Here is a 12,958-nt window from a genome sequence, read left to right as displayed (position 1 = left end):
AGAATATATTGAGATAAGCTCAAATTATGGCGTTTTGCGGTAATTCGCCGGAGTTACGCCATATTTCCTTTTGAAAGCCGTGTTGAAATTAGACACGTGCTGATAACCGTAGTCTAAGTAGAGCTCGCTGGCCGACTTGCCTTTTAGCAGTTCGGTACAGGCCATTTCCAGTTTCCGCTCCCGGATGTATTTTTGAGGAGCTACCCCGTAATCTCTTTCGAAGTCACGCTTAAATGACGAGACACTCCGGTTACTCAGAAAGGCAAGTTCATCGAGTGTAAGACTGCCCAACAGGTTATTTTCAACAACAGTTTTAAGGGATATATCTGCAGGGGTGCCGAACATGCCGCTCAAAAGTTCCGGCGCCAACTCGTGCAAAGCGGTTAGCAATTCAGTAAGTTTGAGTAAGGCCATTTCGTAAGAAAGGCTTTGCCTGCCGGCGATCAGGGATTTGATGTTGCGCACATACTCATTGATATAAGTGTTGGTCTTGAAATAAATATACGGCGCATCACCGGCGCTGGCTCCCCCCTTGCCGGGGCGGCTTACCGTGAATTCCTGCCCGATGCTGCGAGGAAAAAAGACAATTACACTACCATAGGGCTCGGCGTTATTGCTGTGCTCGGCAATAATTGAATTGCCCTCAGGTATCAACATGCCGTAACCCGGAGTAAGAACAGTGTTTTCAGCGGCACGATAGATCTGCTTTTGACCATTTTGTACAAAGCTGACCGCGCACCGGCTAAAAAAAACGCGGGTACGGAAAGCGCTGCCCTTATCATGATAATCCACGAAAGTGATCTCACCAGCCGAAATGTGGGAATGGTGACGTGTAACTTCCGGTACCTGTATGATTTCCATGCTGTTTTTTGGAACAAATAAACCGCAAAATACGCTCAATCCAAAATGGGCGCGGATAAAAACCCGCGGTTCATAGACTAAAACCTTGACTTTTCGCTGATACCGAACCAGCGATTCATTCCTTAGATTTGTTGTTAATATGAAGAAAATTGGCTTTTTATCATTCGGACACTGGTCCGACCACCCTGCATATAAGACGCGTACCGCGGCTGATACCTTGCTGCAATCTATTGACCTGGCGGTTGCTGCCGAAGAAATCGGCCTTGACGGCGCTTATTTCCGTGTCCATCATTTCGCATCTCAACTGGCATCTCCCTTTCCTTTGCTATCGGCTATCGGTGCAAAAACAAGTCGGATTGAGATCGGTACAGGTGTTATAGATATGCGGTATGAGAACCCGCTTTATATGGTTGAAGACGCCGGTGCCGCCGATTTGATCTCGGGCGGGCGGTTACAACTGGGCATCAGCCGCGGTTCTCCGGAACAGGTGATCGCGGGCTGGCGTTATTTTGGATATGAGCCTGCTGAGGGCGAAAACGATGCGGATATGGGGCGTAAAAAAGCGCTGGTATTTTTGGATAAGTTAAAAGGTATTGGTTTCGCCGAGCCAAACCCATACCCTATGTTTCCAAATCCGCCGGGATTGTTGCGTTTAGAGCCCCACTCAGAAGGACTGCGGCAACGCATTTGGTGGGGCGCTGCTTCTAACGCCACGGCCGTTTGGGCAGCCGAACAGGGGATGCATCTGCAAAGTTCCACATTAAAGTTCGATGAAAGCGGCAAGCCTTTCCATGTACAGCAGGCCGAGCAAATCAGGGCGTATAAAGAGGCGTGGAAGAAGGCCGGTCATGATCGTGAACCAAGGGTGTCAGTAAGCCGTTCTATTTTTGCATTGGTAAACGACCAGGACAGGCTTTATTTTGGCCAGCAAGGGAAAGGAGCAGACAGCTTCGGTTATATCGAGGCGGACAAGCGGGCGGTCTTCGGCAGAAGTTACGCCGCCGAACCGGACCGGCTGATCGCCGAACTATCTAAAGATGAAGCCATCCAGGAAGCGGATACGGTGCTTTTGACGATCCCCAACACCTTAGGTGTTGATTACAATGTGCATGTGCTGTCTTCGATCCTGGAGCATGTAGCTCCCGGGCTGGGCTGGCGTTAAAACAACTGGTAAGCGCATGCGGAATGCAGTCATGCTGACGGCAGGCCCTATGGTTCGCGCTTCGAATTGTATGGCCCCGTTGCCGATGGCAGACTATATAGTTTAACTGAACAAGATGCCTTCGCCCACAATGTCGCTAAGGCGCTTGTTTCCGGTCGGATCATTCCTGTCTTACCATATAACCTGCTGGCTCTATAAGCATTGCAGGAAAAAATAGTAAAAACCGTTTCGTCATGATAGATTATAATTGAATCATAAGATTATCCAATCCCTGTTATCTAAAAACTGATAAATATCATCTTTACCATTGATTTCTTGCAGGTAAAGCGGCCTGTAATGGCGGATATATTTGCATGTGCCAACACAATATCCATTTTCAGCATTTCCCGACCGGTCCGAAGAACAGCAGCGCGCGACGACACTTTTTAAAAAAAAAAATCCCAATGATTGTTTTTTTCGCAATGATGCGGAATTTGACTGGCTCTACCCGGAGCATTTGCAGTCGTTATCACAAAAACAATGGACGCCTATTGCCATCGCCAAAAAGGCCGCCGAATATTTAGCAGTAAAAGGCGCCAAAGTACTGGATGTTGGTAGTGGCATAGGAAAATTCTGCTTAACCGCCGCGCATTTTTATCCTGATTCTTTTTATTTCGGGGTTGAACAGCGGCATGAACTGGTGCATTACGCCCAAACCACACAAAAATACCTGGATCTTAATAATGTCAGTTTCATACATGCCAATATCACCCAGGTTAACTTTCATCAATTTGACCATTTCTATTTCTATAATTCTTTCTTTGAAAATTTAGACCAGGAGAACGCTATTGATGATCATATAGAGACTTCCTACGGCCTCTACGCTTATTATTCACGGTATTTAAAATCGATGCTGAATGATAAACCGTCAGGTACCAGGGTAGTGACCTATCAGAGTTTCGGAGAAGTTATTCCGATAGATTACAGCATGAAAGATCTCGCTTATGATTCCTTACTTCAGTTGTGGGTCAAAGATTAATTAGGATTTAACTTAAACACATGAACAACAAACAGTTTCCTTTTTATGTATAGTGATACCATAAGCATTTCTTATTTCCGCAAAGACGCGGCTTTCGATACTTTGTATCCGATACATATCCGGGAACTATCACAAATGCACTGGACTGGCCTGGACATTTCGCTCGAAGCCAGCAATTTCCTTGCAGCCCCGGGGGCCAGAATCCTGGATATTGGCAGCGGTGTTGGTAAATTTTGTATCGCGGCGGGCGTTTATCATCCTGAGGCTACCTTTCACGGCATTGAGCAGCGGGAAGCGTTGTTCAATTATGCAGAATCAGCCAAAGCGCAGATAGGTGTACCCAATGTGCAGTTTATGCATGGTAACCTCACTAACCTGGACTACGACCTGTTTGATCATTTTTATTTTTTCAATCCTTTTTATGAAAACATAGAACCAAGCATCCGGATCGATTATAGCGTCAATACCTCGTTTGATCTGTATAATTACTATACCTTGTTCATTTATGAAATGCTGAACAAAAGACCGGCCGGCACCCGGTTGGTTACCTTCCATGCCCCGGAAAAACAGATTCCGGTTAGTTATCAATTAGTGAACAATTCCTATAGCCGGGTGCTGAAAATGTGGATCAAGCAGTAAAGGCGGTGGTTAGCCTTGCCATAGAAAACATCAAAATCAAGCTGATGAACGCAGCAATATTTGTTAAATAATAATTGAACGATAAAAAATAAAAATCATGAATTACCCCGAACATTTATTTTATACCAAAGACCATGAATGGATCAGCTTCGAGCAGGACCATGCATTGATCGGTATTACCGATTTTGCACAAAAGGAATTAGGTGATATCGTTTATGTTGATATCCCATGCCTGAATAAGATCATTGCTAAAGAGGCCATATTTGGCACAGTTGAAGCGGTAAAAACAGTGTCAGATCTTTTTATGCCGGTAAATGGTAAAGTAATAGCGGTTAACCCTTTGCTTGAAACTAACCCCGAGCTAGTGAACCAGGACCCTTATGGATGCTGGATGATCAAAGTGCTGGTAAGCTTAGCAGACGACCGCGAGTCGCTGTTGACAGCAGAGCAATACCTGGCACAGATCGGAGGTAACTAATCCTATGCGTTGATACCATTTTGACGGTATTAAGCCAAATATTTAACCTTACTGGCTAAAAAATAAAATCAAACACATCATTCATTTAACACAAAACACAATGGAAAAATTTAAAGCGGCAAAAGATTTGATAGATGCCATAGAGAAAGACATGTTCAGCTTTTACGAAAAAGGCAACAAAGCTGCAGGAACCAGGGTTAGAAATGCTATGCAGCAATTAAAAGTTATGGCAACAGATATCCGTAAAGAAATAACAGAAAAGAAAAACAATAAATAATAGTTTAAGAACTGTTTTGGGAAAATAAACCTGGTCAACTCTGGCCTGGTTTATTTTATCAAGAACGGACTGATAAATCATTCTTTTTAATATATGATCGGATTTCCGCTACGTGTTACTTATCAGCAGCAAGATTTTATTTATTATATCATCGCTGCCCCGAGTAAAAAGAACCATACCCTTGAAATTCTTTTAGATGCTAAAAGTTACACCTTTATTCTGAGTTTAAATAAACTATGGATCGAAAAAGACCCGGATAAAGATCGTCCTCTTGATCAGGGGTTGGTGCTGGCTATAAGCAGAGCGGTGACCTTGCGTTACCCTATTTAATAACAGGATTATAACAGATCAAAGCCTTTATTAACCTGCATAGGATTGTTTTGAGGGATCGGTGTCCAATAAAACTTCATCTGCCCGTTTTAATGCTTTTTCAAATGTGTCCCGGACATTGCCTTTACCGATTTGAAATAATAAACGCGTCTTTTTTAATGCTCCTGTTACCTGTTCGCTGTTTGCTTCCGACAGGATAAGTTTAGTTCCTTTCTTTTTTATTTCCTGATGAACATCCCTTAATACCCTAATACCGGTTGCATCAATGACGGGTACATTCCTCATCCTGATAATCAATACCCGGGCGGGTTTTTCCAGCACTTTCATCGTGTCTTTAAATTTATAGGCCGCACCAAAGAACAAAGGCCCATTGATCTCAAAAACGTCGACCCCTTTGGGGATAACTGATTGATTAAATTCATCATCAGATAATTGATCCGGAGCCAAAATCGTTTGCTGTACCGAACTGGACTGCATCATTTTGCGCATAAAAAGGAAAGCGGCAACAATTATCCCAATTTCAATAGCTACGGTCAGGTCTACCAATATGGTGAGGCCGAAGGTGATCAACAAAACGGAAGCGTCACTTTTTGAGCCTTTAAATACATCTATAAAATTCCCCAGTTCGCTCATATTCCAGGCTACCACCACCAATATACCTGCAAGTGTTGCCATGGGGATCAACGCTGCCCATTGGCCTATAAAAAGCATAATAAGAAGTAAGGTAATGGCATGTATGATCCCAGCTACGGGTGTACTTCCGCCATTTTTAATATTGGTAGCCGTTCTTGCTATTGCCCCTGTGGCCGGAATGCCCCCTAACACAGATGAACAGATATTGGCCACTCCCTGTGCAATGAGCTCTGTATTAGACCGGTGATTTCCGCCGGTCATGCCATCTGCCACAACCGCTGATAGTAAAGACTCAATACTGCACAGCAAAGCGATGGTAAAAGCAGGCCTGATCAACTGCCTGATGGTTTCCAGGCTTACATCTGGCATGACCGGATGTGGTAAAGCAGCAGTGATCACTCCAAAACGGCTGCCAATAGTCTCTACCGGAAGATGGAAGTACCGGACAACCAGTGTGCTTATAACAATTGCGATCAGCGAACCGGGAACTTTCCGGGTTACCCTGGGCCACAGCAAAACAACCAGTAAGGTAAAAACCCCGATAAACAAGGCATAAAGGTTCAGTGAAGACAGGTGCCGGCTATAGCCGATCCATTTACTGATAAAATCAGCAGGGACATTTCCCATTTTCAACCCCAAAAAGTCTTTAACTTCTGAAGAAAAAATGATGACCGCGATCCCGGTGGTAAAACCAATGACCAGCGGATAGGGAATGTATTTGATAGTATTACCCAATTTAGCTACCCCCATAATAATCAAAATGATCCCGGCAATAAATGTGGCAATAACCAATCCGCTGACACCGAACTGCTGAACGATCCCGTAAACAACAACGATAAACGCGCCTGTGGGCCCTCCTATCTGTACCTTGCTGCCTCCCAAAGCGGATATAATTGCCCCCGCAATGATAGCCGTAAAAATTCCTTTTTCGGGGGATACTCCCGAAGCAATGGCAAAAGCTATGGCCAGGGGCAAAGCAACAACACCTACAATTACTCCGGCAACAACATCTTTATAAAATTGCGCGGGGGTGTAACCTTTAAGGGTGTCAATGAGCTTGGGCCTGAACAAATTCACCATCTTGTTCATTATTGAAACCATTTAAATTTATTCCCGTCCACCGGCATTTCAATATCAAGTTCGGGATGATAATGTACCTTGGGAGATAGCCAGTAAAGCAATATTACACGGGAATACCTGAAATTCAAAGGTGCAAGCAAGAACAAACCACCGAGAATGGTACTGAGATATAACCATGGCGAATCGTTATTTTGGGTTATAAGGAAAGTGGCGGCCCACAAGATGCCTCCCTCTGCTACATTCATAGCGTAGCTGATATACATCGCCGCATAAAAATAGCCGGGCTCTATCTCGAAGATCATCTGACAATGCGGGCAATTCAGGTTGATCTTGTTGGAACCCAAACGGTATGTTGCTCCTTCGAACATATTACCCCTGCGGCAGCGGGGGCATTTTGCATGGAGCATTGCCCATGATTTTGATGTTCTTACCATTAATACAAAGCTATACTTACTAATACAGGCTTGATATGGTATGACATCAGCAAACAAACTGATATTTATCAGTTTTAGACGGCAAGCCCGCGCCTGTACATGCTGTACGGGTTTTATCCGTCATACCGGGCATACCAGCCAATAACATCGGCTGCATTAAATTTATATATTTGTAATATGAGTTTATCCGGAATTTTTCCAATTGATAAGTGGGAATTCACAACACAATCTGTTCTTAATACACTTTCCGAAGAAGATTATAACTTTTTAATCTCCCGGCAAGGCGCGCAGAAATATCAAAAAGGAGAAATCATCTTCAAAGAAGGCATTGTACCTTCCGGTATCTATTTTATTCACCAGGGAAAAATAAAAAAATATAAGGTTGACCGGAATGGCCGGGAGCAGATCATATATGTAGCTAATAAAGGCGAATTAATAGGGTATCACGCGATTTTGGCGGAAGAGCGTTGCCCTGATTCTGCGGCTGCATTGGAAGACTGCCTGATCAGTTTTATCCCTAAAGAGGACTTTTTAACCATTCTGGACAGATCGCCACTTTTCATGCGGCGCTTATTAAAATCATTGAGCCATGAATTTAGTGTATTGGCCAATAGTATTTCCGTGATCTCTCAGAGAACAGCATCTGAACGCCTCGCTATTTCGCTGATCATTTTGAGAGAAAAATTTAAAGGGGAAGGATCAGGTGAAAAAGATGTTATTCTCAATATCTCAAGAATGGACCTGGCCGGCATGGCAGGGATAGCGCAGGAAAATGTGATCCGCTTGTTAAAAGAATTTAAAGAGGAAGGCGTACTGGAAACCGACGGCCGGAAGATATGGATCAAAGACATTAAACGCTTGGTTAAAAAATCGAACTACGGATTTGGGAACCCGTAGTTACACAGGCGCAATTGCATCAGCGGGGAATTAATGACAATATCTTGTCAGTGTTCAATTTTTAAAAAACGGGTGTTCAATCAATTAAAATACAATTTCACAACTAATTGACTATCAATAACAATCTGTTCAATTTAAGATTTATTAGATTTTAATCCAACCTTAAGTCATTGATTATCAATGGAAATTGATTTTGAAAAAATATCAACTGTTCACACTTTTAAAAGTTGAACACTCGTGAGTAAACAGTTACTTCAGCAACCCGCAACGTTTTGTGGCCCGTTTAATGATACCCCGGCGCCAAATGCCACCGGGGTAGTGAAGTGTAGTTAGTCAGGGATAATTTATTTATTCCAAAACACAGGCGTATCCAGGTCATCCGCACCCATGCTGGCCACCGCCGCTCTATAGTTATCGGCATTAATAGCCGCTTCTGTTTGCGGGTAGGTGTACCTGCGTACAAAGTTGCCTTTGATTTGCCTCCCCGGATAGGTATTTGGCGCTAATGCAGGGTACCCACTCCTCCTGAAATTAGCCCATGTTTCTGCACCGTTTCCAAACGAAGTTATCCAGTATTGTGTATTGATCAGTTTCAGGGCATTGGCATCAGAATATGCAATTGCCGGGTTATTTAAATAGGCGTTTTGTGCATCGCTGCTGATGACAGCAGTAGCGTCGTAGGTGGTAAATTGATCCATGGCCGCCTTTACACCGTTATTATAATAAGTACTTGCCGTACCTGCTATATATCCCCTAAAAACGGCCTCAGCCAGTAATAGCTGCGTTTGAGCATACGTTACAAAGAATTGCGGCGCGGTTATTTTACCAAATACGCTATAATTAACCTGCGAATATTTGAACCCTGATCCGCTCACGCCGCGAAAGCCTGGTGCTGTTGGCAATGTACCGCTATCATAGCCTATCGGCAAACCAAACTGGTTGGCTGATGCAGTATCAGGCGCGAGGGACAATGCTTTTCCGGGGTCGGCGTACATAGCCGAGATGTACTTCAGCCTTGGATCACCCGTGGATTTTAATTGCGTTATAAAAGGCTCGGCCAAATAATAAGTATTGGTTAGCTGTTGAATTTGTTGGGTAACCAGGTTGGGGTATGTGTTATTGTACTTAAGATAACAGTTATCGGCATTAGATTGCATTACCCCCCCGGTAACAGCTGCCTGAACAATAGTTTTTGCCTTGCCTGCATCTATTTTGGAATAGCGCATGCCTATGCGCAGCAGCAATGAATAGCCAAGCCGCTTCCATTGAGGAATATCTCCGCCAAAAAACACATCTCCCTTAACAAGATCCTTCGCAGGGTCTAACGCCGCGGTGGCTGTTGTCAGTTCGTTTACCAAGTCGGCATAAATATCCTGTTGTTTATCGTATTTAGGCAAAAAAGCAGAATTGAGGTAAGCCTGGCCGGCCTGGCTATATGGCACATCGCCGTAAGTGTCAACCAGCATCATGTAATTATAAGCCCGCCATATCCTGGTTTCGTTATACAAGTTAGACCTGGAAGCGTTGCCTTTTAAATCCGGCAAAATGTGCTCAAGCAATTTTATAGTATTTGGATAAGCGTTATTCCACCGCATCACGGTATAGGTTTGATTTAATACATTGAAGTTAAACGCAGAGGTAACCCCGCCAAAAGGATCAATAAACTGCTGAACAACTGTTGGTTCAGTTTCCATTAATGCCGCGTACGTTAAAACTTCGGCGTTGGAAAACAAAAACACCGGGTCGAGACTGGTAGTGTTATTTGGATTAACATTTAACTCTCTAAATCCTTTATCGCAACCTGTTGCAGCAAACAGGCAGGTGGCCGACAATATGATCTTTATATATTTTTTCATGATCGTACTCTTTTAAAATTTGACGTTTAGGTTAAAACCATAAGTCCGCGTGGTAGGCAGCGAACTTTGCTCGTAACCGGTTAAAATATCACCGCTTGATGAGATAGCCTCCGGATCGATATTAGGTGTATACTTTTTAATGATAAGCACGTTGTGGCATACTGCAGAAAGCACAAGCCCTTTGATAAATTTAGCTTTCATCATCTTCGAAAAGTCATAGCTAACAGAAAGGTTTCTCAACTTGATAAAGTCTGATTTATAAACAAAAGGGTCCAGAATACCCTGCGAACGATAATTGGCATAAAAGTCCTCGGCATTTACTGCTGTTGTGTTAGGTGTACCATCAGCATTCACCGCGTCAAACTTTACGCCTCCTTCCCTACCCACCAGCGACTCTTTTGATAAACCTTCTCTCAGGAAATTCAGGTTAGAACTTGACAATATTTTACCACCTTTTTTATAATCGATATGCGCCATCAGGGTAAGCCTCTTGTAAGTAAATGTATTTACCCAACCGCCTGTAGCTTTAGGCAATGCACTGCCAAAAAGTGCAGGAGATGTACTTGCCACTGGTTTACCGCCTGATACGATGATCTTGCCATTGGCATCCCTGCGGTAGGTTGAGCCCTGGATCTGGTTTAATGGCAGACCTACCTGGTCAACAATAGAGCCGAAAAATTCGCCCGCGCCTAATGTCAGTTGTTTTTGACCATTTGCCAGCGCCAAAACTTTAGAGGTATTTATAGCCGTATTAAATGCCGAACGCCAGCTAAAGTTTGGTTTTCTGACGGGCACTAACTCCAGCAAAAACTCCATACCACGGTTTTGCAGCTCGCCAAGGTTTACAATGGTGCCAGTATAGCCCGACGCGTTGGAGATGGCAACGCTTAAGATTTGGTTAGTGGTATGCTTATCGTATGCGGCAATATCCAGGTTTACACGACTGCTGAACATACGCAGCTCAAGCCCAATTTCTTTTTCTTTTACGCTGTATGGCTTAATTGCCTGGTTTGGCGTAGTAACATTGCTGATACTCCCAAGCGGAACGCCGTTGAACGCGTTTTGTGAAAGCGTAAAGGTGAGCGAATTGCTATAAGGGCTAATACCGTTGGCGCTGCCCACGTTAGCGTAGGTCGCCCTGATTTTTCCGAAAGTTAACCATGAGGGCGGGTTTTTTAAAAACTCCGAAAAAACAAAACTGCCGCTTACTGATGGATAAAAATAATGGTTATGTTCGGGGCTTAGCACCGAGAACCAGTCGTTACGGCCGGTTACATTTAAAAACAAATAAGATTTATATCCAAACTCGGCTGTGCCATAAAGCGAGTTTACTGTTGATTTGGAAACCGCGAAAGCAGAGGTATTGGTTACGCCATTTCCAAGGGTATAAAAATCCCTCACGTAGAAATTTGTAGCGGTAACAGTATATCCTTGTGATGAGGAGGGGAATGTATTTCCTCCTACCGTGGCATCAAAAGAAAAAGGTCCCCATTTGTGGCCGCCGCCTAATAAAAAGTCGGCGTTAAGCGCACGATAGGTATTATCATTTGAGTTATAACTACCATTATAAAGGCCAACAGGTGCAGCCGCGTTTGCTAAAGTACCTGTTGGCGAATTTTGTTCGTAGTAAGATGGACTATATTCCATATTTACACGGCCCTGCAAATAAAGCCAGTCAAAAAATTGGTATCGCAGGGTCGCAGTACCTAAAAGATGATCTTTAGTTTGCTTGGTAAATTGCTTTTGCATAATCCAATACGGATTGGTAAGCGTGGTGAAACGAGATGTAGGCGTTTCGTTGCCGTTGGCATCAATGGCGGCGGCTTTTAATACATCCAAACTAACCGAGTTACTATAACGGTACATGTAATTAGTAACCGATGAGCCCTGAATACCAATTACCGGAGGGTTATTATTATTCTCGTGGTCGTAATTCACATAAATTTGGGCAGACAACTTGGGGGTAAAATTGTAGTTTAACCCAAGATTGAATATCTTTTTGTGATAATCATTATTCGGTATTATGCCTTGTGCATCCTGATTTGAATAAGAAAACCTGAAGCTCCCTTTATCATTACCGCCCGAAAACGCAATAGTATTAGTCCATGCATTGGCCAGTCTGAAAAATTTGCTGATCCGGTTTCTTTCAGGCGCATACGGGCGTTGTACGCCATCAAACTGGAAGGTTGGAGCATTATCAAATTTTTCCCCAAAACTCCATGCGCCTGAACTTTGCGCCTGCCCCTGTGTTTTTGGACGCACGTTATTTTCGCCTTGTCCGTATTCGTACTGAAAGTCAGTAAAATCCAGTGCCTTGTTTTGGGTAAAGTTGGAGGTAAACTCAATACCTATCCCGCCGTTTTTATTACCGCTTTTGGTGGTAATGATCAACGCGCCGTTACTTGCCCTTGAACCGTAAAGCGCCGCGGCTGTAGCTCCTTTTAATACAGTCATCGACTCAATATCATCCGGGTTTATCTGCTGCATATTATCGCCCAAATCCACCGACTGAGTATAACCGTTGGTGCTTGACGGACTTTGCGATAACGGAAGGCCGTTTAATACAATCAGCGGCGCATTATCTCCCTGGAATGCAGATTGCCCGCGCAGCCTGATCTTAGTGCTACCTCCCGGGCCACTTGCCGGCGGAGAGATATCTAAGCCGGCAACTTTTCCCTCAAGGGAGTTAACAAAGTTTGTTGAACGGTTAGTTGTTATTTCGCCAACGCGTACGTTTTCTGCCGCATAGCCTAATTTTTTAGATTCACGCTTTATGCCTAAAGCTGTTACTACAATCTCGCTGATAGCAGTTGATTTTGGCTCAAGCGTTACATTCAGCGTAGTGCGCCCGTTAAGGGGCTCGGTTTTTGGGTTGTAGCCTACATAGCTGAATAACAATACCGCGTTATCGGCAGATACCTGGAGTTTGTAATTACCGTTTGCGTCGGTCACAACGCCGTTTTTTGTTCCTTTTTCGCTTACGCTAACGCCGATAAGCGGGCCGCCTTTTTCGTCGGTCACTTTACCGGTAACTATTTGTACCCCCACTTCGGGGCTGGTTCGGGCTGCGACGACGCTTTCCGCCTGCACATTCCCTGCAATCATAAGTGTAAAAAGAACACTTATTGCAATAGACAGCATCATTCCTGATACTTTGATTTCTTTTTCCATAATTTTAGGGTTAATTCAAATTGGCAAATCTTACTTTAACTTCTTTCTCAAAATTGGTAATTGCGAAAGAGCTGCTCGAGGCGGTAACTTTAAAAACCGCTTTTAGTTTTAGTATCACTTTT

At 43.8% G+C, this 12,958-nt stretch carries 12 protein-coding genes; 7 read left to right on the top strand and 5 right to left on the bottom strand.

The genetic code is table 11. The features are described 5' to 3' along the window. Positions 1-24: 24 nt before the first annotated feature. A complete protein-coding gene (locus ACEN82_RS09455; protein WP_413318585.1) occupies positions 25-861 on the bottom strand; it encodes a helix-turn-helix domain-containing protein in 837 nt (278 codons plus the stop codon). A 139-nt stretch (positions 862-1,000) separates the two neighbouring features. On the opposite strand from ACEN82_RS09455, the gene ACEN82_RS09450 reads away from it, so the two are divergent. From ACEN82_RS09450 to ACEN82_RS09425, 6 genes are all read left to right on the top strand, one after another. Beyond that, on the top strand, positions 1,001-2,023 hold the full coding sequence (locus ACEN82_RS09450) for an LLM class flavin-dependent oxidoreductase (RefSeq protein ID WP_413318587.1): 1,023 nt from the start codon (positions 1,001-1,003) through the stop codon (positions 2,021-2,023). A 355-nt stretch (positions 2,024-2,378) separates the two neighbouring features. Continuing rightward, on the top strand, positions 2,379-3,041 hold the full coding sequence (locus ACEN82_RS09445; protein ID WP_413318589.1) for a methyltransferase domain-containing protein: 663 nt from the start codon (positions 2,379-2,381) through the stop codon (positions 3,039-3,041). A 45-nt stretch (positions 3,042-3,086) separates the two neighbouring features. Continuing rightward, on the top strand, positions 3,087-3,680 hold the full coding sequence (locus tag ACEN82_RS09440) for a class I SAM-dependent methyltransferase (RefSeq protein ID WP_413318591.1): 594 nt from the start codon (positions 3,087-3,089) through the stop codon (positions 3,678-3,680). Between the two features lie 97 nt (positions 3,681-3,777). Then, positions 3,778-4,158, top strand: a complete 381-nt coding sequence (gcvH, locus tag ACEN82_RS09435; RefSeq protein WP_129570020.1) for a glycine cleavage system protein GcvH — start codon at positions 3,778-3,780, stop codon at positions 4,156-4,158. Positions 4,159-4,258: 100 nt separating this feature from the next. Next, on the top strand, positions 4,259-4,435 hold the full coding sequence (locus ACEN82_RS09430; protein WP_274988311.1) for a BF3379 family histone-like protein: 177 nt from the start codon (positions 4,259-4,261) through the stop codon (positions 4,433-4,435). A 93-nt stretch (positions 4,436-4,528) separates the two neighbouring features. Continuing rightward, the gene (locus tag ACEN82_RS09425; RefSeq protein ID WP_091164133.1) at positions 4,529-4,765 is read left to right on the top strand and encodes a hypothetical protein; all 237 of its coding nucleotides are present in this window, start codon (positions 4,529-4,531) and stop codon (positions 4,763-4,765) included. Between the two features lie 30 nt (positions 4,766-4,795). On the opposite strand, the gene ACEN82_RS09420 is transcribed toward ACEN82_RS09425, so the two are convergent. Continuing rightward, the gene (locus ACEN82_RS09420) at positions 4,796-6,487 is read right to left on the bottom strand and encodes a SulP family inorganic anion transporter (RefSeq protein WP_413318594.1); all 1,692 of its coding nucleotides are present in this window, start codon (positions 6,485-6,487) and stop codon (positions 4,796-4,798) included. Beyond that, positions 6,487-6,912: a DUF983 domain-containing protein gene (locus ACEN82_RS09415; protein ID WP_090526097.1), complete on the bottom strand. Its 426-nt coding sequence runs from the start codon at positions 6,910-6,912 to the stop codon at positions 6,487-6,489. The genes ACEN82_RS09420 and ACEN82_RS09415 overlap by 1 nt, the downstream gene beginning before the upstream one ends. Before the next feature lie 177 nt (positions 6,913-7,089). Here ACEN82_RS09415 and ACEN82_RS09410 point away from each other — a divergent pair, with 177 nt between their 5' ends. Next, positions 7,090-7,809, top strand: a complete 720-nt coding sequence (locus ACEN82_RS09410; protein WP_176627185.1) for a Crp/Fnr family transcriptional regulator — start codon at positions 7,090-7,092, stop codon at positions 7,807-7,809. Between the two features lie 344 nt (positions 7,810-8,153). Here ACEN82_RS09410 and ACEN82_RS09405 read toward each other — a convergent pair whose 3' ends face one another. Together ACEN82_RS09405 and ACEN82_RS09400 are read right to left on the bottom strand one after the other, a co-directional pair. Continuing rightward, positions 8,154-9,665: a SusD/RagB family nutrient-binding outer membrane lipoprotein gene (locus ACEN82_RS09405; RefSeq protein ID WP_413318597.1), complete on the bottom strand. Its 1,512-nt coding sequence runs from the start codon at positions 9,663-9,665 to the stop codon at positions 8,154-8,156. 12 nt (positions 9,666-9,677) lie between these two features. Then, the gene (locus ACEN82_RS09400) at positions 9,678-12,836 is read right to left on the bottom strand and encodes a SusC/RagA family TonB-linked outer membrane protein (RefSeq protein WP_413318599.1); all 3,159 of its coding nucleotides are present in this window, start codon (positions 12,834-12,836) and stop codon (positions 9,678-9,680) included. Between the last annotated feature and the right edge of the window lie 122 nt (positions 12,837-12,958).

The organism is Mucilaginibacter sp. Mucisp73 (assembly GCF_059491465.1).
This window is presented reverse-complemented; position numbering and strand designations above follow the sequence as displayed.

Coding starts and splice junctions, on each gene's coding strand:
- ACEN82_RS09455 (WP_413318585.1), bottom strand. CDS start 861: ATGGAAATCATACAGGTACCGGAAGTTACACGTCACCATTCCCACATT.
- ACEN82_RS09450 (WP_413318587.1), top strand. CDS start 1,001: ATGAAGAAAATTGGCTTTTTATCATTCGGACACTGGTCCGACCACCCT.
- ACEN82_RS09440 (WP_413318591.1), top strand. CDS start 3,087: ATGTATAGTGATACCATAAGCATTTCTTATTTCCGCAAAGACGCGGCT.
- gcvH (WP_129570020.1), top strand. CDS start 3,778: ATGAATTACCCCGAACATTTATTTTATACCAAAGACCATGAATGGATC.
- ACEN82_RS09430 (WP_274988311.1), top strand. CDS start 4,259: ATGGAAAAATTTAAAGCGGCAAAAGATTTGATAGATGCCATAGAGAAA.
- ACEN82_RS09425 (WP_091164133.1), top strand. CDS start 4,529: ATGATCGGATTTCCGCTACGTGTTACTTATCAGCAGCAAGATTTTATT.
- ACEN82_RS09420 (WP_413318594.1), bottom strand. CDS start 6,487: ATGAACAAGATGGTGAATTTGTTCAGGCCCAAGCTCATTGACACCCTT.
- ACEN82_RS09415 (WP_090526097.1), bottom strand. CDS start 6,912: ATGGTAAGAACATCAAAATCATGGGCAATGCTCCATGCAAAATGCCCC.
- ACEN82_RS09410 (WP_176627185.1), top strand. CDS start 7,090: ATGAGTTTATCCGGAATTTTTCCAATTGATAAGTGGGAATTCACAACA.
- ACEN82_RS09405 (WP_413318597.1), bottom strand. CDS start 9,665: ATGAAAAAATATATAAAGATCATATTGTCGGCCACCTGCCTGTTTGCT.
- ACEN82_RS09400 (WP_413318599.1), bottom strand. CDS start 12,836: ATGGAAAAAGAAATCAAAGTATCAGGAATGATGCTGTCTATTGCAATA.